The sequence below is a fragment of the Streptomyces sp. NPDC032721 genome, assembly GCF_055579625.1.
In genome coordinates this window covers 290,627-315,265 of record NZ_JBVIMX010000011.1, presented here as the reverse complement: position 1 = coordinate 315,265, position 24,639 = coordinate 290,627, and the positions used below count along the sequence as shown (strand labels likewise).

19 protein-coding genes are annotated in these 24,639 nt (G+C 68.9%); 11 read left to right on the top strand and 8 right to left on the bottom strand.

What is annotated here, in order from left to right:
* Window positions 1-90: 90 nt before the first annotated feature.
* A complete protein-coding gene (gene ychF, locus ACZ5PB_RS24465) occupies window positions 91-1,179 on the top strand; it encodes a redox-regulated ATPase YchF (protein WP_468693856.1) in 1,089 nt (362 codons plus the stop codon).
* A 260-nt stretch (window positions 1,180-1,439) separates the two neighbouring features.
* On the opposite strand, the gene ACZ5PB_RS24460 is transcribed toward ychF, so the two are convergent.
* The gene (locus tag ACZ5PB_RS24460) at window positions 1,440-3,389 is read right to left on the bottom strand and encodes a GmrSD restriction endonuclease domain-containing protein (protein WP_468693855.1); all 1,950 of its coding nucleotides are present in this window, start codon (window positions 3,387-3,389) and stop codon (window positions 1,440-1,442) included.
* A gap of 626 nt (window positions 3,390-4,015) precedes the next feature.
* Here ACZ5PB_RS24460 and ACZ5PB_RS24455 point away from each other — a divergent pair.
* The 3 genes from ACZ5PB_RS24455 (at window position 4,016) to ACZ5PB_RS24445 (ending at window position 8,367) form a co-directional block, all read left to right on the top strand.
* Entirely contained in the window at window positions 4,016-5,269 is a 1,254-nt protein-coding gene (locus ACZ5PB_RS24455) for an ATP-binding protein (protein WP_468693854.1), read from the top strand.
* A 538-nt stretch (window positions 5,270-5,807) separates the two neighbouring features.
* Complete coding sequence (locus tag ACZ5PB_RS24450) at window positions 5,808-7,631, top strand: transglycosylase domain-containing protein (RefSeq protein ID WP_468693853.1); 1,824 nt, start codon at window positions 5,808-5,810, stop codon at window positions 7,629-7,631.
* Window positions 7,632-7,776: 145 nt separating this feature from the next.
* Window positions 7,777-8,367, top strand: coding sequence for a malonic semialdehyde reductase (locus tag ACZ5PB_RS24445; protein WP_468693852.1), 591 nt, complete (start codon window positions 7,777-7,779; stop codon window positions 8,365-8,367).
* Window positions 8,368-8,445: 78 nt separating this feature from the next.
* Here ACZ5PB_RS24445 and ACZ5PB_RS24440 read toward each other — a convergent pair whose 3' ends face one another.
* Complete coding sequence (locus ACZ5PB_RS24440; protein WP_468693851.1) at window positions 8,446-9,021, bottom strand: DUF4245 domain-containing protein; 576 nt, start codon at window positions 9,019-9,021, stop codon at window positions 8,446-8,448.
* Window positions 9,022-9,218: 197 nt separating this feature from the next.
* On the opposite strand from ACZ5PB_RS24440, the gene glpX reads away from it, so the two are divergent.
* Window positions 9,219-10,250 (top strand): class II fructose-bisphosphatase, encoded by a 1,032-nt coding sequence (glpX, locus tag ACZ5PB_RS24435; protein WP_468693850.1) that lies wholly within the window; start codon window positions 9,219-9,221, stop codon window positions 10,248-10,250.
* 71 nt (window positions 10,251-10,321) lie between these two features.
* Here the strand turns inward: glpX and ACZ5PB_RS24430 are convergent, their stop codons facing one another.
* Together ACZ5PB_RS24430 and ACZ5PB_RS24425 are read right to left on the bottom strand one after the other, a co-directional pair.
* A complete protein-coding gene (locus tag ACZ5PB_RS24430) occupies window positions 10,322-10,705 on the bottom strand; it encodes a WhiB family transcriptional regulator (protein ID WP_468693849.1) in 384 nt (127 codons plus the stop codon).
* Between the two features lie 181 nt (window positions 10,706-10,886).
* On the bottom strand, window positions 10,887-11,591 hold the full coding sequence (locus ACZ5PB_RS24425; RefSeq protein ID WP_468693848.1) for a DUF1707 SHOCT-like domain-containing protein: 705 nt from the start codon (window positions 11,589-11,591) through the stop codon (window positions 10,887-10,889).
* A 206-nt stretch (window positions 11,592-11,797) separates the two neighbouring features.
* Between ACZ5PB_RS24425 and ACZ5PB_RS24420 the strand changes: the two genes are divergently transcribed.
* Together ACZ5PB_RS24420 and ACZ5PB_RS24415 are read left to right on the top strand one after the other, a co-directional pair.
* Window positions 11,798-13,465: a fumarate hydratase gene (locus ACZ5PB_RS24420; protein ID WP_468693847.1), complete on the top strand. Its 1,668-nt coding sequence runs from the start codon at window positions 11,798-11,800 to the stop codon at window positions 13,463-13,465.
* A gap of 88 nt (window positions 13,466-13,553) precedes the next feature.
* The gene (locus ACZ5PB_RS24415) at window positions 13,554-14,900 is read left to right on the top strand and encodes a hypothetical protein (protein ID WP_468693846.1); all 1,347 of its coding nucleotides are present in this window, start codon (window positions 13,554-13,556) and stop codon (window positions 14,898-14,900) included.
* Here ACZ5PB_RS24415 and ACZ5PB_RS24410 read toward each other — a convergent pair.
* Complete coding sequence (locus ACZ5PB_RS24410) at window positions 14,875-15,855, bottom strand: NAD(P)-dependent oxidoreductase (protein ID WP_468693845.1); 981 nt, start codon at window positions 15,853-15,855, stop codon at window positions 14,875-14,877. The genes ACZ5PB_RS24415 and ACZ5PB_RS24410 overlap by 26 nt on opposite strands.
* A gap of 62 nt (window positions 15,856-15,917) precedes the next feature.
* On the opposite strand from ACZ5PB_RS24410, the gene ACZ5PB_RS24405 reads away from it, so the two are divergent.
* Complete coding sequence (locus ACZ5PB_RS24405; RefSeq protein WP_468693844.1) at window positions 15,918-16,274, top strand: winged helix-turn-helix transcriptional regulator; 357 nt, start codon at window positions 15,918-15,920, stop codon at window positions 16,272-16,274.
* A gap of 134 nt (window positions 16,275-16,408) precedes the next feature.
* Here ACZ5PB_RS24405 and ACZ5PB_RS24400 read toward each other — a convergent pair whose 3' ends face one another.
* The 3 genes from ACZ5PB_RS24400 to ACZ5PB_RS24390 all read right to left on the bottom strand — a co-directional run bounded on the left by ACZ5PB_RS24400 (window position 16,409) and on the right by ACZ5PB_RS24390 (window position 20,275).
* A complete protein-coding gene (locus ACZ5PB_RS24400; protein WP_468693843.1) occupies window positions 16,409-17,296 on the bottom strand; it encodes a trypsin-like serine peptidase in 888 nt (295 codons plus the stop codon).
* Window positions 17,297-17,351: 55 nt separating this feature from the next.
* Window positions 17,352-18,938, bottom strand: a complete 1,587-nt coding sequence (locus ACZ5PB_RS24395) for a ricin-type beta-trefoil lectin domain protein (protein WP_468693842.1) — start codon at window positions 18,936-18,938, stop codon at window positions 17,352-17,354.
* 140 nt (window positions 18,939-19,078) lie between these two features.
* Entirely contained in the window at window positions 19,079-20,275 is a 1,197-nt protein-coding gene (locus ACZ5PB_RS24390; RefSeq protein ID WP_468693841.1) for an RNA-guided endonuclease InsQ/TnpB family protein, read from the bottom strand.
* 52 nt (window positions 20,276-20,327) lie between these two features.
* Between ACZ5PB_RS24390 and ACZ5PB_RS24385 the strand changes: the two genes are divergently transcribed.
* The 3 genes from ACZ5PB_RS24385 (at window position 20,328) to ACZ5PB_RS24375 (ending at window position 24,611) form a co-directional block, all read left to right on the top strand.
* Complete coding sequence (locus ACZ5PB_RS24385) at window positions 20,328-21,734, top strand: class II fumarate hydratase (protein ID WP_468693840.1); 1,407 nt, start codon at window positions 20,328-20,330, stop codon at window positions 21,732-21,734.
* Between the two features lie 68 nt (window positions 21,735-21,802).
* Window positions 21,803-22,465, top strand: a complete 663-nt coding sequence (fomD, locus tag ACZ5PB_RS24380; protein ID WP_468693839.1) for a cytidylyl-2-hydroxypropylphosphonate hydrolase — start codon at window positions 21,803-21,805, stop codon at window positions 22,463-22,465.
* Window positions 22,466-22,601: 136 nt separating this feature from the next.
* Window positions 22,602-24,611: a SpoIIE family protein phosphatase gene (locus tag ACZ5PB_RS24375; RefSeq protein ID WP_468693838.1), complete on the top strand. Its 2,010-nt coding sequence runs from the start codon at window positions 22,602-22,604 to the stop codon at window positions 24,609-24,611.
* Window positions 24,612-24,639: the final 28 nt, after the last annotated feature.

Sequence of the window (24,639 nt, the reverse complement as noted above, 5' to 3'; positions counted from 1 at the left end):
CGACACCCCCACCCCCCGCCCGTAAACTGGGGGATCGGTCGGTCCACTCCGGACCGGTGCCCACCCTCTCCGCTACGGGAAGTCGCCAACGTGTCGCTCACGATCGGAATCGTCGGTCTGCCGAATGTCGGCAAGTCGACCCTTTTCAACGCCCTGACCAAGAACGACGTGCTGGCGGCCAACTACCCGTTCGCCACCATCGAGCCGAACGTCGGCGTCGTCGGCGTCCCGGACCCCCGCCTCGCGGTCCTGGCAGGCATCTTCAACTCCCAGAAGATCCTCCCCGCCACGGTCGACTTCGTCGACATCGCCGGCATCGTCCGCGGCGCCTCGGAGGGCGAGGGCCTCGGCAACAAGTTCCTCGCGAACATCCGCGAGTCCGACGCGATCTGCCAGGTCATCCGCGCCTTCAAGGACGAGAACGTCGTCCACGTCGACGGCAAGGTGTCCCCCAAGGACGACATCGAGACGATCAACACCGAGCTGATCCTCGCCGACCTCCAGTCCGTCGAGAAGGCGGTGCCGCGCCTCACGAAGGAGTCCCGCCTCCAGAAGGAGAAGATCGCGGTCCTCGCCGCCGTCGAGAAGGCCAAGGCCATCCTCGAAACCGGCCAGACCCTCTTCTCCGCCGGCATCACCAAGGGCACGGAGCAGGGCGACCTCCTCCACGAGCTCCACCTCCTCACCACCAAGCCCTTCCTCTACGTCTTCAACGTCGACGAGGACGAACTGGTCGACGAGGACTTCAAGAACGAGCAGCGCGCGATCGTCGCCCCCGCCGAAGCGATCTTCCTCAACGCCAAGATCGAATCGGAACTGATCGAACTCGACGACGACGAAGCCCTCGAACTCCTCCAGTCCATGGGCCAGGAAGAGCCCGGCCTCGCCACCCTGGGCCGCGTCGGCTTCGCCACCCTCGGCCTCCAGACCTACCTCACGGCAGGCCCCAAGGAGACCCGCGCCTGGACCATCCCCCAGGGCGCCACAGCCCCCGAGGCAGCCGGTGTCATCCACACCGACTTCCAGAAGGGCTTCATCAAGGCCGAGGTCATCTCCTTCGCCGACCTGGTGGAAACCGGCTCGGTAGCCGAAGCCCGCGCCAAGGGCAAGGCCCGCATGGAGGGCAAGGAGTACGTCATGCAGGACGGCGACGTGGTGGAGTTCCGCTTCAACGTGTGAGCGGAGACGAAACAACACCACGTCACTCGACGTGGCAAACATGGAGTTTAGAAGGGTCCGGACTCGATCGAGTCCGGGCCCTTCGTCCTCACCTTGAGCTGGCTTTTCATGGGTGGTCAGGGGTGGCGATGGGGCTCCAGGTTTCGGCGGATGCCGGGGTTCGGTGACCTGGGGGCCCGGCGCTGTGGAGGGAGCGCCGGGCGCGGCACCGCTGTGGCTTCGCCCGGCGTCCCGTGCAGATTGCTCTCGTCTGTCTCAGGTCACGTCGATGCGTGCTCGGCGCGCATGTTTCTGACGTACCGGCGCAGGGCATCGGCGCTGTGGAACACGCGATAGTCGCTCGCTTCCATCGCTGCCTGCTCTGATGGTGTCGTATCGATGGCCAGGACCACAGACCCGCCTACCTCCTCCTGGAGACCATGAGGCCAGTAGGCGGTGGCGATGGTGATCGCCTCCCCCGTACTCGGATCGACCACCTCGCTGTCCAGGTCGGGCGCCGCGAATCCCGCTTCCTTGACTTCATACAGAAGTGCCGCGAGGCCGGGAACGTCGTCGAACGAGGTTGGTTCAGCCACCGCCACGGCGGTACGCGGAAGGCCGGACCGCGAGGGAGAGACGAGGTCCACAGGGGCTGGGCCATCGTGGAGCGCGTCCAAGAAGTCGTTTGCGGCGTATGACAGGAGTTCACGACGTGCGGCCAGGAACTCCAGGTAGTTTTCGGTTCGCCAGAGTCGCGGATCCACCGGGATCCACTGTGATTCCAGCGCGCCCGGCATACGCATCGTGATCTCTGGAAGGTACTCCGCGGGATTCTTGGCCCCGACCCGTAGGTTGGTGTCCTGCGTGAGGAAGCAGAAGTTGGCCACTGCGTTGATCTCGGCGCGGCTGTACCCATGCGCTCGCAAGCGAGCCTTGGGAAAGATGTGGTGCACCTGCAGGGAGTTCAGTCGGCCCAGCATGCCGTCCCGCAGCGGTACCCCGCTGCCCAGATCCTGCGCGCCCTGGACCCGCGTGAGCATGTACAGCAGAGGATAGAAGCGCGATCCCATGCTGGCACCCGCGAAGTCGTCGGGGCTCACCTGCAGCCGACCGCCGTGGCTGCGCCGCAGCACGTCGATGAGCAGGTCGACTCCGCCGTCGTCGAGCGCCTGCAGATCCTGATTGAGCGCAGTCTCCGTCGCTCCCGTGTGACGACCCCACAGGAAGCTGTGGACATACCAGTAGAAGAGTCGGTCGCGGGTTGTACCGTCGGGGAACCTTCCGTCGTGGATGTGGAGCAGACGGCTCATGACGGGGAAGGCGCCCCGGCCACTGAGGACCCTTCCGTGGTCGAGCCCCAGCCGTCCGGCCAGCGCGTTGAGCATGTAGTCGACGGAGTCGATGGTCCCTTTCAAGCCGGCCCGGAAGGCAGGGACTCCGACCTCTGCGAGTTTCGAGAACTGTGCCTCGCCTGTGAGTACCGCGTTGACATTGCGCAACAGCCAGTCGAGCTTGAAGTCGAACCCTGCCGCGGACCAAGTCGTCAGGGCCTCGTTCATCGTTGGCCGGGCTTCCGGCCACGAGGCGCAGATCGCAGCCAGAGCCAGATCGCCTTTGGAGAGCTTGGTGCCGCCGGAATTCACCCTGTTGAAGATTTCGACGACGACATCGACGGTTTTGTCCTCACCTGTGACTTCGTCGATGTGGACCTCTCGGTCCATGATCTGGGTGATGCGGTTCAGGCGTTCGATGTAGGCGGACATTACCTCGGTGTCCCGGCCTGCCAGTTGGTTCACCGTCTGCAGGTGAGAGCTCAGACCGTTTCGAAGGAGGGAGGTAACGTCCAACCACAAGGGGTTGTCCTGCATCTTCGCCGGTGCGTAGAACTCGAACGTCTCCGTATCCAGGTTGAAGTGCAGCCCCGTCAGCGTTGCCGGGTTCCCTTCGAAGAAGCGGGGAGGCCGACCGCGGGTCACTCCGTAGAGAGTGGTCACTCGCTGCTGCCCGTCCAGCAGAAGATTCACAGTGCCGTCCCTGTCGGTCCGGCCCCCTCTGGTCTGTGTGCTTTCAGCCTTGGCACCCCAGGTGAGAAAGCCGCCGATCGGGTAACTACGGTAGAGAGACTGGAAGAATCCGCGTACCTGGTCGCGGGTCCATACATATCCGCGCTGGAATTCCGGCAGTGCGATGTCGCCGGAGTCTATCTTGTCGAGGATCTGGGCAATGCGCATTGTCTTCCTGATCTCCAAGCCCCGGCGGCTTTCCCCCCACCAGGATGTGATCTTCATAAACTATCAGTCACACCGAACGGTGGTCCCGGAAACGGACCAGGACTCGGGCAGGTCACCGGCACCCTGCGGCCCTCCTGCTCGCCCTCATGGTCCCCCTGATATACCAACGCCATCCACCTGGGCTTCGACTGCGGGCATGACACAGCGGCTCGCCCCAGCTCTCCGCGGCGTGCCGGGACTGCGTCACCGCGACGGAGGCGGAATCGCTCCAACCGAGCGGCATGCTGTTCACTGACGCGTCGGATGCCTGAGGGGCGCAGCACGAGAAGCCGGGTTCGCCTGGCGCCGAGCGACCGCAGCCACGTGTCGAACCGCCCGGTGATACACCTGATTTCGCGGTCGGACGTGGTGGAGTTCCCGGACGGAACGTTCAGACAGTGAATCCGTCGGAAGGCTGACCCCGCCGAGGGTTCGAAGTCCCTGGCGCTGGGCTTCGGGGCGTGGTTCCGACGAGTGATCGATGAGGGACGGCCCGTCCGAATGCCCGCCACTCATCCGGCTGAATGACCACGGACTAACCGTCTAAGTGACCACTGATCTTTCCTGGTGGTGGCATTCTGTGCGATATGGAGACCCGTAGCGATCTGATCCGGCGGCGCGCTGAAGGGCTCGTCGCGGAAGCACTCGACGACACCCGCGTGGTGTTGGTCAATGGCGCAAGGCAGGCCGGGAAGTCGACGCTGACCCGGCTGACCGCCGGGCGTAGGACGAATCCGGTCCTACGCCTGCTGGATGATGCGGCGACCTTCCGCGCGGCGGCGGACGATCCAACGGGGTTCGTCGAGCACGACTCGATGATGGTCATCGACGAGATCCAGCTCGCGCCGGAGCTGCTGAGCGCCATCAAGGTGGCTGTAGACCTGGACCCGGCACCCGGACGCTATCTCCTCACCGGTTCCTCCCGGATTCTGGCGATGAGGACATTGCCGGATGCCCTGCCCGGCCGTATGGAAGTGATCGAGCTGTGGCCGTTCTCCCAGGGGGAGCTGCACGGTGGGCCGGACGGGTTCATCGACGCCGCTTTCACCCACGGGCCCGGACTCAGCCATAACTCCACCCTGCGCAAACGTGACTATCTGGACCGTGCGGTCATCGGCGGCTTTCCCGAGGCAGTCAAGCGCGCCCCGCGTCGCCGGACCGCGTTCTTCAATTCCTACCTGTCCACACTCATCGAGCGTGACGTCCTGGAGCTCGCCAGCATTGAGCGGCACGGCGAACTCCTGAAACTGCTCGGTCTTCTGGCCGGCCGCAACGGCGGGCTCCTTGTCCCGGCCACACTTGCCACGGCCTCCGGAATCCCACGGACCACCCTGGTGCGCTATCTCGAACTGCTCACCTCGGTCTTCCTCATCAAGACCATCCCGGCCTGGACCTCGGGGCTGACCGGAAGAGCCGTGGGTACGCCGAAACTCGCCTTCGTCGATACGGGCATCGCCTGTCATCTGACCGGTCAGGACGCCACTCGGCTCGCCGAACCCGACGGCGCGGCCGGCGCCGTACTGGAGAACCTCGTCGTCATGGAGCTGGCCCGCCAGCTCACCTGGTCCGAGCAGCAAGGGCGGCTCTTCCACTACCGGACCAAGGACAAGGTCGAAGTGGACGCGGTCATCGAAACTCCGCGCGGTGACGTGATTGGAGTCGAGGTCAAGGCCGGCGCCACCGTGCGCTCCGAAGACCTCTCGGGGCTGCGCAACCTCGCCAACCTTCTCGGCGACCGCTTCGTCGCCGGTTACGTCCTCTACACCGGACAGCAGACCCTGCCCTTCGGCGACCGGATTCGAGCCCTGCCGATGGATGCCCTGTGGCAGCTCGCGCCCTGACGGGACGGCAGTTACGGCGGTTGCTGGATCAGAGTCGGGTCGGACCGGGGAGACCCGGTACGGACCGGGCCCGTGTTTCACCCTCGGCGCGGGCCCGTCCACTCCTCGGAGTGGACGGGCCATTTTGGCATGGGGGGCCGGCCGTCCGGAATGTCGTCAACTCGTCTTTCTGGGGCGGTTTCTGTTGTGAAAGTTTAGGTCGGCGGTCGCATTCGAGACCTTCCCGAGACAACCTCTAGGCCGTTTCGACACCTCCACTCAGGTAAACCGCGGCACGGCGTCGCGGCTGTGAAAGAGGAGTCGCCTGAGCATGGTTTCCCCCACCCACAGGCGACGGTGTGGCCGTCCCGCCGTTTCTGTTCGTCGTGCGAAGACCGGGGCGGGGCGGGAGAGGAGTGGTTCCCGGCGGAAGGTGCGGAAGAGGGGAGGGCGGGCGGCGAAGGTGGGGTGGCGGCGGTGGGTGCCGTCGTGGCGGGGGGTGGCGGGGGCCTTCGGGGGTGGGGTTCTCGTGGTGGTGGGGGTGTTCGTGTTCGGGTACATGAGCGTGGACATTCCGCTGGAGAACGCCGAGGCCAAGCAGCAGTCGACCGACTACTACTGGGCCGACGGCAGCCACATGGTCAGTGTGGGGTCGATCCACCGCCGTGACGTCACGCTCGCCGAGGTCCCCGACTCCGTGGAGCGCGCGGTCGTGGCCGCCGAGAACGACACCTTCTACGACGACATGGGCATCTCCGTGCCCGGCCTGCTGCGCGCCCTCACCACCTCCGTCGGGGGCGGCGAGGTGCAGGGCGGCTCCACCATCACCCAGCAGTACGTGAAGAACACCTATCTCTCGCAGGAGCAGACGCTCACCCGCAAGGCGAAGGAGTTCTTCATCGCGCTGAAGGTGAGCCGCGAGAAGACCAAGGACGAGATCCTCCAGGGGTATCTGAACACCAGTTACTTCGGGCGCGGGGCGTACGGGATCCAGGCCGCCGCGCGCGCCTACTACGGGATACCGGCGAAGGACCTCGACCCCAGCCAGGCCGCCGTGCTCGCCGCCCTGCTCAAGGGTGCCGAGGAGTACGACCCGGCCGGCAGCGGGAAGAACCACGAGCGGGCCGTCCAGCGGTGGGCCTGGATCCTCGACCGGCAGGTGCAGACCGGGAAGATGCCGCAGGCGCAGCGGGACACGTACCGGATCTTCCCCGAGCCGCTCAAGCGGACCCGTCCCACCAGCCTCGGCGGTCAGACCGGGTACCTGGTCGACATCGCCAACAAGCACATCAGGAAGGCGTCGGGGCTGACGGACAAGGACCTCTCGCGCGGCGGTTACCGCATCCGCACCACCTTCGAGAAGACCAAGGTCGCGGAGCTGGAGAAGGCCGTGAAGCAGGCGCGCGCCCAGGCGCTCGACCCGAAGAAGAGGAAGGAGGACAGCTACGTCGAGGTGGGCGCCGCGTCCGTGCGGCCCAGCGACGGGGCGCTGACCGCGGCGTACGGCGGCGAGGACGCGGTCCGGCGGTTCAGCAACAACGCCGATACGGCAGGGGTCGCGGCGGGCTCCGCCTTCAAGCCGTTCGTACTGGCCGCGGGCCTCCAGCACGGCACCACCGACGACCGGGCGGTCACGCTGGCCAGTTACTACGACCGCAGCGGCATCCGCAATCCGGACGACCCGATGCTCGCCGCCGAACTGCGGCTGGACCCCCACGCCACTGTCGACCGCGCCTCCCGCACCTCCCTGCGCGACGCCCTGATCAAGGGCGGCAACGTCACCTACACCCGGCTCGGCAAGGACGTCGGCCCGAAGAAGGTCAAGGAGACGGCTGTCGCGGCCGGGCTGCACGAGGCGAGCATGCCCCGCCCCGAGGCGGCGGACTTCTCCCGGGGCACGTCCACGCCCAGCGCGATCCGGATGGCCTCCGCGTACACGACCTTCGGCAACGAGGGCCGGAGCGTCGAGCCGTACTCGGTGACCAAGGTCGAGCACGACGGCCTGGCGCTCCCGGGGTTCGAGAAGCCGAAGCCCCGCGCCGCCCTGAACCCCCGGGTCGCCCTCGACGTACAGGCCACCCTGCTCGACATCGGCCGCCTCGCGATGACCCGTTCCTCGCTGACCCAGGCGGAGCGGCAGGCGCTCGGCTCCGTCGCGGCGGGCCGTACCGGCAAGGACGACAACATGCAGTCGGCGTGGTTCGTCGGCCGGGCGGACGACCTGACCACGGCCGTCACCCTCTTCCGCACCAAACCCGACGTCCCCCAGCTGCTGACGATGCGGGGCGTCGGCGGCCCGGGCGCCGAGAACGGCAACGCCCTCGCGCAGCGGGTCTGGGAGAAGTACGCCTCGGCAGCAGGGAAGAAGAACGGGACCCCGTGAGTTGTGGGACAGGGGATGTGAGAAGTGGCGCGGCACCCAGTGTGAGCCCCGCCACGATCACATCCATTTAGTTGAAACTTAACCTACCTCTGTCCTACGGTGAGGTCATCGCTTGATCCACCTGTACTTCTGGAAGGCACCACGCATGTCCCTCGTTCTTGACCCCGCCGCCCAGGACCTCCTCTTCCGCGAGGCCCGCACCGCCAACACGTTCAGCGACGAGCCGGTGACCGAGGAGCAGGTCCAGGCGATCTACGACCTGGTCAAGTACGGCCCGACCGCCTTCAACCAGTCGCCGCTGCGCATCACGCTGGTCCGCTCCCCCGAGGCCCGCGAGCGCCTCGTCGCCCACATGGCCGAGGGCAACCAGCCGAAGACCGCCTCCGCCCCGCTGGTCGCGATCCTCTCCGCCGACAACGAGTTCCACGAGGAGCTCCCGGCGCTGTTCCCGCACTTCCCGCAGGCCAAGGACGCGTTCTTCGCCGAGCGCCCGGTCCGCGAGCAGGCCGCCCTGGTCAACGCGACCCTTCAGGCCGGTTACTTCCTGGTCGGCATCCGTGCCGCCGGTCTGGCCGCGGGCCCGATGACGGGCTTCGACTTCGCCGGTCTCCAGAAGGAGTTCCTGGACGACGACCACACCCCGCTGATGGTCGTCAACATCGGCAAGCCGGGCGAGAACCCGTGGTTCCCGCGCTCCCCGCGCCTGTCCTACGACGAGGTCATCACGACCGTCTGAGTCACGCAGATACGGAAGGGGCCGTCGCACCGATACGGTGCGACGGCCCCTTCCGCATGCCTGTATGCCTGCCGGTACTCAGCTCTTCTTCGGCTCCGGCGACGGCGACTGCGACTGCGACTGCTGCGGCTTCGGCGACTGCGCCTTCAGCGCCGCCGCCATCTCCGCCAGGCGCGCGTCCGAGGCCGTGCCCGTGACGACCGTGGTCGCGCCCTTGTCGGTGCGTACCAGGGCGTCGTACTTCTCGCCCTTCCAGACCTGCCACTCCGCCCCGCCGACCTGCTTGGTCTGCCCGCTGTTCTTCGCGGAGAGGGTGACCTTCGGCACGTACTTGGCGGGGTCGTCCGTGGACTGCTCGACCGCCACGTACTCCTTCTGCGGGTCGAGGAAGCCGAGGTGCCAGGCCCTGCCCTCGCTCTTGCGGTACGTCACCGAGGTCGCGCGCCACTCCTTGGACAGGCCCTGCGGTGTCATGACCGGGTACGGCGCGGACCGTTGGGCCGTGCTGAGTTCGACCCGGTAGTCGACCGTCTTGAGCGGGTCGGCCTTCTCGTCGTGCGGGATGACGGTGTAGATGCCGGCGACGACGGCGCCGATGACCGCCATCGAGAGCACCATGTCCCGGATCTTCTGATTGCCACGCTTCGCTGCCACCCAGCCATGGTCCCCCATGCCCGGTTCCGCCCCGCAGGGAACCCCCCGGCGAACCCCCGGGCAAGCACCGGGGACGTGCCCGATATGCCGCTCATACGTGCCCCGCTCTGCTCATTTTGTCGATGTACGGATAGAGTCGACGGACCGTCCCTCCCCCGGCCGTCGCCGCCACAGCCGTACAGAAAGGTGCGCATCCGATGACCGAGCACCAGCTCCCGTCTCCGCTCGATGTTCCCGCCGAGGCCCCTGACCGCAACCTGGCCCTCGAACTCGTCCGCGTCACCGAGGCCGCAGCCATGGCCGCCGGCCGCTGGGTCGGCCGCGGCGACAAGATCGGCGCGGACGGTGCGGCGGTCAACGCCATGCGCACCCTGGTCTCGACCGTGTCGATGAACGGCGTCGTCGTGATCGGCGAGGGCGAGAAGGACGAAGCCCCGATGCTGTTCAACGGGGAGCGGATCGGCGACGGCACCGGCGCCGAGGTCGACATCGCCGTCGACCCGATCGACGGCACCACGCTCAACGCCAAGGGCATGCCCAACGCGATCGCCGTACTGGCCGCCGCCGACCGGGGCACCATGTTCGACCCGTCGGCCGTCTTCTACATGGACAAGCTGGTCACCGGCCCCGAGGCCGCCGACTTCGTCGACATCAACGCCCCCGTCTCGGTCAACATCCGCCGGGTCGCCAAGGCCAAGAACTCCACCCCCGAGGACGTCACGGTCGTCATCCTGGACCGTCCCCGCCACGAGGGGATAGTGAAGGAGATCCGGGAGACCGGGGCCCGCATCAAGTTCATCTCGGACGGCGACGTCGCCGGTTCGATCATGGCCGTACGGGAAGGGACCGGCGTCGACCTGCTCATGGGCATCGGCGGCACCCCCGAGGGCATCATCAGCGCCTGTGCGATCAAGTGCCTCGGCGGCACCATCCAGGGCAAGCTGTGGCCCAAGGACGAGGCCGAGAAGCAGCGCGCGCTGGACGCCGGTCACGACCTGGACCGCGTCCTGCACACCACCGACCTGGTCAGCGGCGAGAACGTGTTCTTCGTCGCCACCGGCATCACCGACGGCGAGCTGCTGCGCGGCGTCCGCTACCGCTCGGCGACCGCCACCACCCAGTCCCTGGTGATGCGCTCCAAGTCGGGCACCATCCGCCAGATCGACTCCACGCACCGCCTCTCGAAGCTGCGCGCGTACAGCGCCATCGACTTCGACCGCGCGAAGTAGGTTTCCCGGTACGCAAGTAGGGGCGGCCACCTCCGAGGAGGTGGCCGCCCCCAACGCGTCGTGACGGCGTCTCAGCCCGCTATGCGGTGGTCTCCCGCGCCCGGCGCCGCCTTCAGCTCCATCTCACGCCTGCGCCGCCTGGCCAGCACCACCCGGCGCTCGGCGGCCGTCAGGCCGCCCCAGACGCCGTACGGCTCGGGCTGGAGCAGTGCGTGCTCCCTGCACGCGATCATCACGGGACAGCGGGCGCAAACCCGCTTCGCGGCCTCCTCGCGGGCCAGCCTGGAGGCGGTCGGCTCCTTCGACGGGGCGAAGAACAGCCCGGCTTCGTCCCGGCGGCACACCGCCTCCGTGTGCCATGGGCCGGCCTGGTCCCGCTGATCACGGACCGGGACCGGCGCACGCTGCGCGGGCACGGTGGCGACCTGCAAGGACTGATGCGGCGGTTGCAGCACGGTCTACTCCTGACGACGGCTTCGCGAGCGAGCGACGATGCGCAGTCCCTACCCGCTGTGCGCACGCCTATGCACAGGGTTTCGAACCGTGTCCAGTGCGCAGAGGGTGTGTCGCGCCCCCGGAAGGGTGCATTCCGCGCGCAGTCCGCCTGCGGTCCGCGCGCGCTCCACCGGTGGCCGGTCAGTGCCCGAGGTGCTTGCGCAGCCGATCGTGCAGGTCGGCGATGAGCTTGCCGCGCTTGGGCTTCGCCTCGACGTTGCCGAAGACGGAGTTGCCGTTGATGACGACGACGGGGGCCTCGGGGTCGGCGGACTCCAGGGTGCGGACCTCGAAGTTGCCGAAGATGCCGCTGCCGTTGCCGCGCAGGGTGATGTTCTCCGGGACCCGGATCTCGACGCTGCCGAAGACGGAGGTGGCGTTGACGGTGGTGAGCCGCTGCGCGAACAGCGCCTCGGTCAGGTCGATCTCGATGCTCCCGAACAGCGCGAAGGCGTTGATGCGGGGTGCGACGCGCCAGCGCCCCTTGCGGGTGGAGCTGCTGAAGATCGCGACCAGGTTCTCCGGCGGCGCGCCGACCGCCGCCGGTTCGTGCCCGTGCGGGTCGTACGCGGCCGTGACGGCGGGCGCCGGCCGGCCGCCGGGGGCCGGCAGGTCCCGTACCAGCGGCTCCAGTTCGGCCAGGGTCTTGGCGCGGTAGACGGCGTCGATGCGCTCGCCGTGCTCCTCCGCGTCGAGACGGCCCTCGGCCATGGCGTCGCGCAGGATGTCCGCGATCCGGTCGCGGTCGGCGTCGGAGGCGCGGAGCGCGGGCGATTCCGCCGGAGGGGCCTGCACCGGAGGGGCCTTCACCGGAGGCGACTGCTGAGGCTTCTTTTCGAGGTCCACCCGACCACCGTACCGAAACGCGATAGATCGCGACAGGGGTTGGGGGCGGGCGCGGCGCGGGACGGGTGGGGGGCGGCCGGCCACGGGCGGCGGCCCTGGTGAGCCTTACCTCACTGACTCCGGGGCGGGCGGCCGCTCTACGCTGGAGGGTGCGCCGTACCGATGGGGGTGCGACGACGCCGTCTGCCTAGTGAGGAATGGCCGAAATGCCAGAGTTTGTGTACTCCGATCTGCTGCCGCTGGGAGAGGACTCCACGCCGTACCGGCTGGTGACCTCCGAGGGTGTCTCCACCTTCGAGGCCGACGGGCGTACGTTCCTCAAGGTCGAGCCGGAGGCCCTGCGCCAACTGGCGGCCGAGGCGATGCACGACATCTCGCACTACCTGCGCCCCGCGCACCTCGCGCAGCTGCGCCGCATCATCGACGACCCGGAGGCCTCCGGCAACGACAAGTTCGTCGCCCTGGACCTCCTGAAGAACGCGAACATCGCGGCGGCGGGTGTCCTGCCCATGTGCCAGGACACCGGCACCGCGATCGTGATGGGCAAGCGCGGCCAGAACGTACTGACCTCGGGCGAGGACGAGAAGGCCCTCTCGCACGGCATCTTCGACGCGTACACCAAGCTCAACCTGCGCTACTCGCAGATGGCCCCGCTGACCATGTGGGACGAGAAGAACACCGGCTCGAACCTGCCCGCGCAGATCGAGCTGTACGCGACCGACGGCGGCGCGTACAAGTTCCTCTTCATGGCCAAGGGCGGCGGCTCGGCCAACAAGTCGTTCCTCTTCCAGGAGACCAAGGCGGTCCTCAACGAGGCCTCCATGATGAAGTTCCTGGAGGAGAAGATCCGCTCGCTGGGCACGGCGGCCTGTCCTCCGTACCACCTGGCGATCGTGGTCGGCGGTACGTCGGCGGAGTTCGCGCTGAAGACCGCCAAGTACGCCTCCGCGCACTACCTGGACGAGCTGCCCGCCGAGGGCTCGCCGACCGGGCACGGCTTCCGCGACCAGGAGCTGGAGCAGAAGGTCTTCGAGCTGACGCAGAAGATCGGCATCGGCGCCCAGTTCGGCGGCAAGTACTTCTGCCACGACGTCCGGGTGGTACGTCTGCCCCGGCACGGCGCCTCCCTGCCCGTCGCCATCGCGGTCTCCTGCTCCGCCGACCGCCAGGCCACCGCGAAGATCACCGCCGAGGGCGTCTTCCTGGAGGAGCTGGAGAAGGACCCGGCGCGCTTCCTCCCGGACACCACCGACGAACACCTCGACACCGAGGAGGACGTCGTGCGCATCGACCTCAACCGGCCCATGGACGAGATCCTCGCCGAGCTGACCAAGTACCCGGTCAAGACCCGTCTCTCGCTCACCGGCCCGCTGGTCGTGGCCCGCGACATCGCGCACGCCAAGATCAAGGAGCGGCTCGACGCGGGCGAGGAGATGCCCCAGTACCTGAAGGACCACCCGGTCTACTACGCCGGTCCGGCCAAGACCCCCGAGGGCTACGCCTCCGGCTCCTTCGGCCCGACGACGGCCGGGCGGATGGACTCCTACGTGGAGCAGTTCCAGGCGGCGGGCGGCTCCAAGGTCATGCTCGCCAAGGGCAACCGCTCCAAGCAGGTCACCGACGCCTGCGGTGCGCACGGCGGCTTCTACCTGGGCTCCATCGGCGGCCCGGCCGCGCGCCTCGCCCAGGACTGCATCAAGAAGGTCGAGGTCGTCGAGTACGAGGAGCTCGGCATGGAGGCGGTCTGGAAGATCGAGGTCGAGGACTTCCCCGCGTTCGTCGTGGTCGACGACAAGGGCAACGACTTCTTCACCGCACCGGCCGCCCCGCCGCTCCTGACGAGCATCCCGGTGCGCGCGCCCGGCCAGGCGTAACCACTCGGTGGCCGGCCAGCCCCTCACTCCTGCCACCCTTCGCGATCTTCCGATTGCGGAGGGTGGTGTGCTGTCCGAGGGTGGACGCATGATCAGCTCGCGCGCGAGGCGTTCCGATGTGCCGCCGCCCGGCCGGGTGCGGACGGCGGCGCGGCTGAACTTCCTGTTCCTCGCGCTGGCCGTGGTCGCGGCGGTGCTCTGCGGGGTCCGGTTCTTCGGCTCGGATGCGCGGGCGGGCCACACACTGCGGGAGGGCTGGGCGCCGTTACTCATCGCCTGCACGCTGGTGGCGATGTTCGGGGCGGCGGCGCTCCTCAAGCCGTACCGGATGACGCTGAAGCGGTGTGCGTGGATGGCCGTGGTGGCGACCCTGGTCTTCGTGACCGGCATCGCCACCGTCTGGCAGCTGGTCTCGGACGACCGGGTGACGGACAGCATCGTCGGCGTCCCGGTCATGGACGAGGGCGACACGAACGCCCACTTCGCCAGGACCCTGCCCGGCGTGCAGCTGCGGAAGATCCCGACCGGCGTCTTCGTCCAGAGCGCGAAGTTCACCGGCCCGCAGGAGGTCGAGGTCAGCGGGTACGTCTGGCAGCGGTACGCCAAGGACGTGCCCGCGACGAGCATGGGCGTCGTCTTCCCCGAGGCCCCGGACGGCTACGAGCTGACCGACGCGTACGACACCACCAACACCGCCGGCCAGCGTCTCAAGGGCTGGCACTTCAATCTCACGCTCCGCCAGAAGTTCGAGTACAAGCGCTACCCGCTGGACAAGCAGAACATCTGGCTGCGGCTGTGGTCGAAGGCCAACTTCACCAATGACGTACTGGTCCCCGACTTCGCCTCGTACCCCCCGTGGAAGTACGACCGGATCGGCCTCGACCAGGACGTCCTGACCACCGGCTGGAACCCGTACTACACCGGCTGGAGCTTCGGCCAGCACGACTACACGATGACCCAGGGCCTCACCGACTGGAACAAGCCCTTCAAGTCGGCGCCCGAGCTGTACTTCAACATGGGGATGGAGCGGGACTGGGCGGGCCCGCTGACCGGCCGGCTGATCCAGTCGTTCTTCATCTCGGCGGTGATGTTCCTGACGCTGTTCGTCAACACCCGGGACGACAGCAAGAATCCGCGCTACGGGTTCTCGACGTGGACGGCGATCTCCTTCGCGGTGACGGTGCTGCTGGTCGTGGTCGTCGACCAGCAGCAGATCCGGGAGATCGCGGGTGACACGTCGCTGACGTATCTCGAATACTTCGCGATCGCCCAGTACGTCGTGATCACCGGCATCTTCGTCAACGCCATCCTGATCGGCTCGGACACCAAGGTGCGGGCGCTGGAGTGGCGGGACAACATGCTGCCGACGCTGCTCTACTGGCCGGTGCTGCTGGGCCTCTTCTTCGCGTTCACGCTGTTCGTGTTCGCGAGCTGACGGGCTGCGTCGTCCCGGGCGTGCCCCCGGCCGGCCAGCGGGCCGCCCCTCCCCCGATGGTTTCGATCATGCTGAGCGGGTCCTCATGGCCGTGGCCCTCGGCGACGCCCCGGTCGGCGACCGCCTGGGCGGCGCGGAGCACCGAGGCGTCCAGACCGGCCTCCTCCGAGGCGTGCGCGATGTGGGCGAGGGCGGTGGCGGTGGAGTTGAGGTCGCTCACGATGCCCGGGTACTCCCCGGCGTCCGCGTCCTTCGCCATGCCGTCGATGCAGGAGGTGAGGAGGTTGCCGATGTTCTTGGCGAAGGGGGCCAGGTCGGTGGCCGAGACGCCCTGCGAGCGGGCGAGGGCGAAGCTGTGGACGAGGCCGCTGACCGAGGTCCACCACAGGTCGAGGAGCGCCACGTCGTGGGAGGCCGCACGGGCGTGGTCCTCGCCGAGGTAAGTGGGCGTTCCGGCGAGGGCGTCGAGGGTGGGGCGGTGGGTCTCGTAGGCGGCCTCGGGGCCGCTGAAGAGGTAGACGGCGTCCGGGGTGCCGATGGTGACCGTGGGGGTCATGATGGCGCCGTCGAGGTACGTCACCCCGTGCGCCTCGGCCCAGGCGGCGGCCTCGCGGGCGCGGGCCGGGGTGTCGGCGGTGAGGTTGACGACCGTACGTCCCTGGGTGGCGTCGCCCGCGGCGTCGAGGACGGACAGGGCGGCGTCGTAGTTGAGGACGCAGACCACGACCAGGTCGGCGGCGCGTACGGCCGCCGCGGGGGTCTCGGCGAGCACGGCTCCCCGCCCCACGAGGGAATCAGCACGGGATGCGGTGCGGTTCCACACGGTGGTGGGGTGACCCGCCGCGAGGAACGCCCCGGCGAGGGCCTGGCCCATGGGACCGAGACCCAGGACGGTGACGGGGCGCTTGCCGGGCACGGTGCTGCCGGGGACGGACTTGCCGGGAGTGGCACTCATGATGAAGTCCAAACGTTGAGAACGCTGCAGGGCATGACGAAGCGAGGGGCGGGTGTGGTGAGTTGAAGAACTTTCCGTATCAGTGCGGGCTGGACGCGGGCATAGACGTCGTCGACGGAAAGTGGAAGGTGCTGATCCTGTGGGCACTCCACGAACGGCCGCGTCGCTTCGGAGCGATCCGCCGGGAGCTGACCGGGATCAGCGAGAAGGTGCTCACGCAGCAACTGCGCGAGATGGAGGCCGACTTGATCGTGCACCGCAAGGTGTACGAGGACACGGCCGTGCCGCGCGTCGAGTACTCGCTCACCGAGATCGGGCAGGAACTGAACCAGGCCCTCGCACCCTTGGGAGCGTGGGGCCTCCGGCGCATGGAGCTACTGGCGGAACTGGACGGGGCGGCCTCCTCGGCGACCGGGTGAGAGAGGGGACGGGGGAAGTGGCTGAGCCCCTGGAGCGGGGCTGCTTCGAGCCTCTCCCGGTGGCGCGGCATGGTCAACCACCCACTATTTGGTGGGTGGTTACCTCGCGGTTAGGGCCTTGAGGAGCCCTCCTCTCACTTCGCCGACTGCGCCCGGTACAGCTTCTGGGCCGTGCCGTCGAGGACCGCACCCCAGGCCACGTCCGCCTCGCCCTTCGGGCGGGAGCTGGTGACCGCGACCTGGATGTCCTCGCCGTTGGAGGTACGGGCGTACCAGGGGCCGCCGCTCGCGCCGTTGGTCATGCGGCAGGGCTTCAGCTGGCTGCCGCCGAGGAGGCGGGGGTCGGTGACCCCGGTGGCCCTGCCCTCGCAGTACTGGAGGGTCTCGCCGTCGTACGGCTTGAGGAACGGGTAGCCCAAGGCGGTGCGGGGGCCCGCGGGGGTGCGGCCGAAGATCGCGCGGCGGGCGCCGACGACGTCCTGGACGTGGCGGCCCTTCTCGTCGGGGGCGAGGGCCACGAAGGCGAAGTCGGCCTTGTGGTCCTCGGAGTCCTTCCAGAGGTCGGCGACACCGACCGAGCGGGCCGGGTAACTGCCGTACGGCTTCTGGCCCTTGCTGTAGCCGGGGACGAAGAGCAGGGACTTCATCGCGCCGCCCGCCGCCCGGAGGTGGACGCAGTGGCCCGCGGTGGCGATCAGGTCGCGGTTCTTGGCGTACACGACGGCCGCCGTGCAGGTCGCCTTCTGTCCGCCCGGCAGGACCATGAAGAGCCGGCCGATGTGGGCGACGGGGGCGGTGGAGAGGGTCCACGGGATGCCGTGCGCACGAGGGGGCGGTGGGGGCGCGAGTGGTCCGGCGTCCAGGGGTGAGGACGCCTCGGCCTCGCGCATCCGTTCCGGGGTCCAGTACGAGCGGACGGATTCCGTGTCGGACAGGAAAGACGGAGGAGACGGGGGAACAGCGGACGGGGCGAGGGTCGCGGCCAGGGCTGCTGCTGCGGCTGCGCAGAGTGAGGTGATCATGCCGTGAAGGTAAGAGCCCGGTCCGGCGCACGCGCGCCGGACCGGGCTTTCCGGGCTACGCGAACTGCTGGCTCGGCGAGCCGTCGCACGCCTTCAGCCTCAGCGGGTCCTTTGCCGCCGAGAGGGTGACGCACAGTCCGGTCGCGGCGGCCGGGCGGAGCGTGCCGGCCTGCCGTACGAACTTCTGGTTGGCCGCGCCCGAGCAGTTCCACAGGACGAGACCGGCGCCCGGCTCGTACTTGGCGCCGGGTACGTCCAGGCAGCGGTCGTGGCTCAGTTCGGTGCGCAGCGACGCTTGCGTGTCGTCGTACCACCAGCCCTGGTTGCGGCCGCCGTGGCAGTCCCAGCCGCCGACCGCCGTGCCGTTGCGGGTGACGGAGCCGGGGGCGTCCAGACAGGTGCCGGTGGCCGCGTTCCTCAGTGGCTTGAACTTGTCGTCCCAGGCGCCCGTCGTCAGCACCGGCTTGCCGGTGGACGCCGGGTCCGCGCAACTGGCCTCACGTACGCCCGCGGCGTAGATCTGGGTGAGGCAGGAGGCGAAGGCCGCGTGGCCCTGGATGTTGGGGTGGAAGGACTGGCGGACCGAGTTGGCGTCCGGCGGGCCCGGCTTGGTCACGTCGATGAACAGGCCGCGTGCCCAGGTGCTCTCGCTGCACACCTCGTGGCCGTGGAAGAGGCGGGAGTTGTCGAGGTACGTCACCCCGGTGGACGCCGCCGCCCTGCGCATGCCGCGCTCGAAGGCGGGGACCGCGACGTTGCGGCCCCAGGCGGTGTCGGAGTCGTAGCCGAGGCCGCCGCAGGCCAGCTTGCCGGGGAAGTCGGGGTTGTCCTTGAAGTCGGGGCCGATCGGGCTCGGGTAGCCCATGACGACCAGCTTGTAGTCGCCGTCCGCGTAGCCGGCGTTGGTCATGGTGGTCTTCAGGTCGCGGATGGCGCCCTCGACCTTGGGCACCAGGCCGTCGACCCTGGCCTGCCAGCCGCCCGCGTACTTGGGCTCACAGGGGCCCTGGAGGGTGAGGTAGCGGGTCACGCAGTCGGTCATGACCGGGCCGAACTGGAGGTCGTCGTTGGCCCCGGCGACCAGCACCACCATCTTGATCCTGGTGTTGCGTGCCTTGATGGCGAGGTTGTCGCTCTGCACCAGCTCGTCGGCGTACTGCTTGCTGCCGCCGATCTTGATGTTGCCGGTGTAGCCGCCGGAGCAGGAGACGTTGTACGTCACGTCGGCGGCGATGGCGGTCTTGTGGATCGCGGCGTCGGGCGAGCGGTGGCACCAGTTGGTGGGGCCGTTGGTGGGGGCTTCGTACGTCCCGGTGCCCTCGCCGGAGATCTCGCTGTCGCCCAGCGAGATGAGCCCGGTCTTGCGCTCCCCCATGGGCCGCTCGGCGGGGCTGCCGTACAGCTTGGTGGCCTCGGCGGCGCGGATCGCCTCCAGCTCGGGCGGGAGCGGGGTGGCGGCCTTCGCGGTGACGGCCTTCGCGGACGGTGCGGATGCAGGTGCAGGTGCAGGTGCAGGTACGGGCGCCGGTGCGGCGGCGTTGGCCGCGCCGGTGGTCGTCGCCGTCATACCGCCGAGCGCCGCTGCCATCGCGACGACGGCCGCGACGGAACATCGGATGCTTCTGTGCCTGGTGCGCGCCATTGCGCCTCCCCGGTTCGTTATTATCCGAGGTATTTACTGGCCGGTAGGCGAGATGGGAATACCCAGAACCGGACAACTGCTCAACTTTCACAGGAGGTGTCGCACTGTTGACATCCCCCCTCCCCGAAGGGAGGGGATTCCTACGGCTCGCGCCGTGGGGTTTTCTGCTTCGTCGCCGACTGCCCGCCCGGAGAACTCCGTTGAGGCCTTACACCAGCTCCACAGACAGAAACGGCCAGCCCGGCCGCCAGAATGTTCTTCGCCGCGTTCACGTCGCGATCATGGGTGATGCCGCAGTCGCACGTCCACGTCCGGACGAGCAGAGGTATCTTCGACGCGAGGCTGCCGCAGGCGGAGCACAGCTTCGAGCTGGGGAACCACCGGTCGATGGTGATCAGCTCGCGTCCGTACCAGGCCGCCTTGTACTCCAGCATGGTGCGCATCTCCCGCCAGGCCGCGTCACTGACGGCCCGGGCCAGGCTGTGGTTCTTGACCATGTTGCGGACGGTCAGGTCCTCGATCACGATCGTTTGGTTTTCACGAACGAGACGAGTGGTCAGCTTGTGCAGGTGGTCCCGCCTGCGGTCCGCGATACGGGCGTACACCCTCGCGGCCTTGATACGCGCCTTACGCCGGTTGGCCCCGTCGCCCTTGGCCTTGCGGGCCAGGTCCTTCTGGGCCCTGGCGAGGCGGACCCTGTCCGCTTTCTCGAACTTCGGGTTGGTGATCTTCTCGCCGGTCGAGAGCGTCAGGAGACTGGTGATTCCGGCGTCGATACCGACCGCCGTGTCCAGCCCGGGCAACGGCTTCACGGACCGGTCGTCGCACAGCAGGGAGACGAACCAGCGCCCCGCCGGGTCCTGCGAGACGGTCACCGTGGACGGACTCGCACCGTCCGGCAGGGGACGGGACCAGACGATGTCCAGCGGCTCCGTCATCTTCGCGAGAGTGAGACTCCCGTCCCGGAAGCGGAACCCGGAGGAGGTGTACTCGGCGGACCTGCGGGACTTCTTCTTCGACTTGAAGCGCGGGTACTTCGCCCGCTTGGCGAAGAAGTGGGTGAACGCTGTCTGCAAGTGTCGCAGCGTCTGTTGCAACGGGACGCTGGACACCTCCGTGAGGAACGCCAGCTCCTCGGTCTTCTTCCAGGCCGTCAGCATCGCCGAGGTGGTGTTGTAGTTGACCCGCTCCTGCCGGGTCCACGCCTCGGACCGTGCGGCCAGCGCAAGGTTGTAGACCTTCCGCACGCACCCGAACGTGCGCGACAGCTCGGCCGCCTGCGCATCGGTCGGGTGGAAGCGGTACTTGAACGCCCGCTTCACGTCAGGGGACTTCACGGTTCGCAAACTAGGCCGTGGTCTTGTAAGGATCAAATCCGAAGGAATCACGATGACGACGACTGAAGACGGCTACCGGATCGAGCACGACTCCATGGGCGAGGTACGCGTCCCCGAGCACGCCAAGTGGCGTGCGCAGACGCAGCGGGCCGTGGAGAACTTCCCGATCTCGGGCCAGCACCTGGAGCGCGCCCATATCGAGGCGCTGGCCCGCATCAAGGCGGCCGCGGCCAAGGTCAATGCCGAACTGGGCGTGCTGGAAAAGGACTTGGCGTCCGCGATCACGGACGCGGCGACCGAGGTGGCGAACGGAGACTGGGACGACCAGTTTCCGGTCGATGTCTTCCAGACCGGCTCCGGGACCTCCTCCAACATGAACATGAACGAGGTGGTGGCCACCCTCGCCACCGAGCGCCTGGGCGCCCCGGTCCACCCCAACGACCACGTCAACGCCTCCCAGTCCTCCAACGACGTGTTCCCGTCCTCGATCCACATCGCCGCGACGGCCGCCGTCACCACCGACCTGATCCCCGCCCTGGAGCACCTCGCGGCCGCCCTGGAGCGGAAGTCGGCGGAGTTCGCGGACGTGGTGAAGTCGGGTCGTACGCACCTCATGGACGCCACCCCGGTGACCCTGGGCCAGGAGTTCGGCGGCTACGCGGCCGCGGTCCGCTACGGCGTCGAGCGGCTGCGCTCCGCCCTCCCCCGGCTGGCCGAACTCCCCCTGGGCGGCACGGCGGTGGGCACCGGCATCAACACCCCGCCCGGCTTCTCGGCCGCCGTCATCGCCGAGGTGGCCCGCACCACCGGCCTCCCCCTCACCGAGGCCCGCGACCACTTCGAGGCGCAGGGCGCCCGCGACGGTCTGGTGGAGACCTCGGGCCAGCTCCGTACCATCGCCGTCTCCCTCACCAAGATCGCCAACGATCTGCGCTGGATGGCGAGCGGCCCCCGCACCGGACTGGCCGAAATCAACCTCCCGGACCTCCAGCCGGGCTCCTCGATCATGCCGGGCAAGGTCAACCCGGTCATCCCCGAGGCGGTGCTGATGGTCGCGGCCCAGGTGACCGGCAACGACACCACGGTCACGATCGCGGGCGCGTCCGGCAACTTCGAGCTCAATGTGATGCTCCCGGTCATCGCCAAGAACGTCCTGGAGTCCGTCCGTCTCCTCTCCACCTCCACCCGCCTGCTCGCGGACCGCACCATCGACGGCATCACCGCCAACCGCGAACGCGCCCTGGAGTATGCGGAGTCGTCCCCGTCGGTGGTCACCCCGCTGAACAAGTACCTCGGCTACGAGGAGGCCGCCAAGGTCGCCAAGAAGTCGGTGGCGGAGCGGAAGACGATCCGCGAGGTGGTGATCGAGGTCGGTTACGTCGAACGCGGCGACCTCACCCTGGAGCAGCTGGACGCGGCCCTGGACGTCCTGAGCATGACGAAGCCGCAGAAGCCGTAGGAGCCGCAGGAGCCGCAGAAGCCGTAAGTCCCCGCCGGGAGGGCGGGGGCACCTCCTAAGATCCATCCATGGAAGAGGCGATCAGCCCACACTGGGCTCCCGGCGACCAGATCCTCTGGCGGTACCGGGACAACGCGACCCCGCGCATCCACATCTGCCGGCCCGTGACGGTGGTGCAGGACACCGACGAGCTGCTGGCGGTGTGGATGGCGCCCGGGACGGAGTGCGTCAAGCCGGTGCTCGCGGACGGGAGTTCCGTGCACCAGGAACCGCTGGCCACCCGCTACACCAAGCCCCGGACCACCACGACCTCGCGGTGGTTCGGGACCGGTGTGCTCAAGCTGGCCAGGCCCGGCGACGCGTGGTCGGTGTGGCTGTTCTGGGACCAGGGGTGGCAGTTCAGGAACTGGTACGTGAATCTGGAGGAGCCGCAGGTCAGGTGGGCGGGCGGGGTCGATTCCCAGGACCACTTCCTCGACATCGCGGTGGCGCCCGACCGGCGCTGGCAGTGGCTGGACGAGGACGAGTTCGCGGAGGCGCGGCGGGTCGGGCTGCTGGACGAGCGGCGGGCCCTTGAGGTACGGGAGGCGGGCGAGGCCGCCGTACGGCAGATCGAGGCCTGGGGGGCGCCGTTCCGGGACGGCTGGGAGCGGTGGCGGCCCGATCCCCGGTGGGAGGTTCCTCCGCTGCCGGATGACTGGGACCGCACCCCGGCGCACATGACGACGTGAGACTCTTGATGCGCCCCCAGGGTCCAACCGTAGGATCGTCCTCCGGATTGCTCGTACCGGCTGGGCCGAGCGGTAACTACCGGGCGTGGAGCAGGACCTGACCGTATGTCACCACAGGGGGTGGATCTGTGAAGCGATGCCCGAACCCGCACGGATACGCGCGGGAGTCTGTAACGTTCACAGGCCACCGTTCTGTCGACGCCGCCCGCAGAGCGGGTATATCGCAACCAGCGATTGCAGCGCACAAGCTCCCCGGACGGACGGAACCCCACGCGTGACGGAGCAGCAGTCCACCTCGCACGAAGGCCGGCAGCCCCTGGTTGCCAGGCCGCACGAGCGCGCCAGGCCCCGGCAGGACCAGGGGGACGAAGTGGCCGCGGGCGCCGGTGTGCCCTCGCCCTCGGGACCGCCCGCGGGTCCGCCCGCACGGGAGGGCGACCGGCTGCGCTTCGTCGGCGCCGCCACCCGCAGGATCGCCCGGGGCATCGACCTCGACGAGATAGTGCTCGGGCTGTGCCGGGCCACCGTGCCCACCTTCTCGGACGCGATCCTGGTCTATCTGCGGGACCCGCTGCCGGTCGGCGACGAGCGGCCCGCGGTGCCCTTCGTCCTGCGACTGCGGCGTACGGACCGGCTGCGGACCAGCGACCTCGGCGAAGCGGGGGTGCCGGGCGACGAGTTCGACGCCGCGCTCGGCGAGGTCTCGCCCGCCCGGCAGCTGTGCGAGGTGCTGTCCGGGGGTGCGCTCGCCGAGGTGCTGCGCGGGGTGCGGCCGGTGTTCGGCGACGGCTCGGCGGCCCGGATCGCGCTGCCCGAGCTGCTCGGCAAGGACCTCGCGCTGCCCGACGGGCGCCGCGCGATACTCGCCCCGCTCCGCGGCCGCCGCCGGGTGATCGGCGCCGCCGTCTTCCTGCGCCGCCCCGAGCGGGCCGCGTTCGAGGGGAACGACCTGCTGGTGGCCGCCCAGCTCGCCACGCACACCGCGCTCGGGATCGACAAGGCCGTGCTGTACGGGCGTGAGGCGTACATCGCCGACGAGCTCCAGCGGACGATGCTGCCGGACTCGCTGCCCCGGCCGACGGGCGTGAAGCTGGCGTCCCGCTATCTGCCGGCCGCCGAGACGGCCCGGGTCGGCGGCGACTGGTACGACGCGATCCCGCTGCCCGGCAGCCGGGTCGCGCTGGTGGTCGGCGACGTCATGGGGCACTCGATGACATCCGCCGCGATCATGGGCCAGTTCCGCACCACCGCCCAGACGCTGGCCGGACTCGACCTGCCGCCGCAGGAGGTCCTGCACCACCTGGACGAGCAGGCCCAGCGCCTGGGCACGGACCGCATGGCGACCTGTATGTACGCCGTCTACGACCCGGTCTCGCACCGGATCACCATCGCCAACGCCGGACACCCGCCGCCCATCCTGCTGCACCTGGGCGGGCGCGCCGAGGTGCTGCGGGTGCCGCCCGGCGCCCCCATCGGGGTCGGCGGCGTCGACTTCGAGGCGGTCGAGCTGGACGCTCCCGCCGGGGCGACCCTGCTGCTGTACACCGACGGGCTGGTGGAGTCCCGGCTGCGGGACGTGTGGACGGGCATCGAGCAGCTGAGGGAACGTCTCGCCGCCACCGCCCAGCTGACCGGACCCGACCATCCGCCGCCGCTGGAGGCCCTCTGCGACGACGTGCTGGACATGCTCGGGCCCGGGGACCGGGACGACGACATCGCGCTGCTGGCCGCCCGCTTCGACGGGATCGCGCCGAGCGACGTCGCGTACTGGTTCCTTGAACCGGAGGAGCAGGCTCCCGGGCGGGCGCGCAGGCTGGCCCGGCGGGCGCTGGAGCGGTGGGGCCTGGAGGAGCTCAGCGAGTCGGTGGAGCTGCTGGTCAGCGAGGTCGTCACCAATGCCGTGCGGTACGCGGAGCGGCCGGTGACGCTGCGGCTGCTGCGCACCGACGTACTGCGCTGCGAGGTCGGGGACGATTCGCCGCAGCTGCCGAGGCAGCGCAGGGCGCGGGACACCGACGAGGGCGGGCGCGGCCTGTTCCTGGTGAACCGGCTGACGCGCAAGTGGGGTGCGACCCGGCTGAGCAGCGGAAAGGTCGTCTGGTTCGAGGTGGGGCTGCCGGGCTCGGGGCCGGAGCCCAAGGGCTGAGCCAGGTCTGAGCACGGGCTCAGCGCGG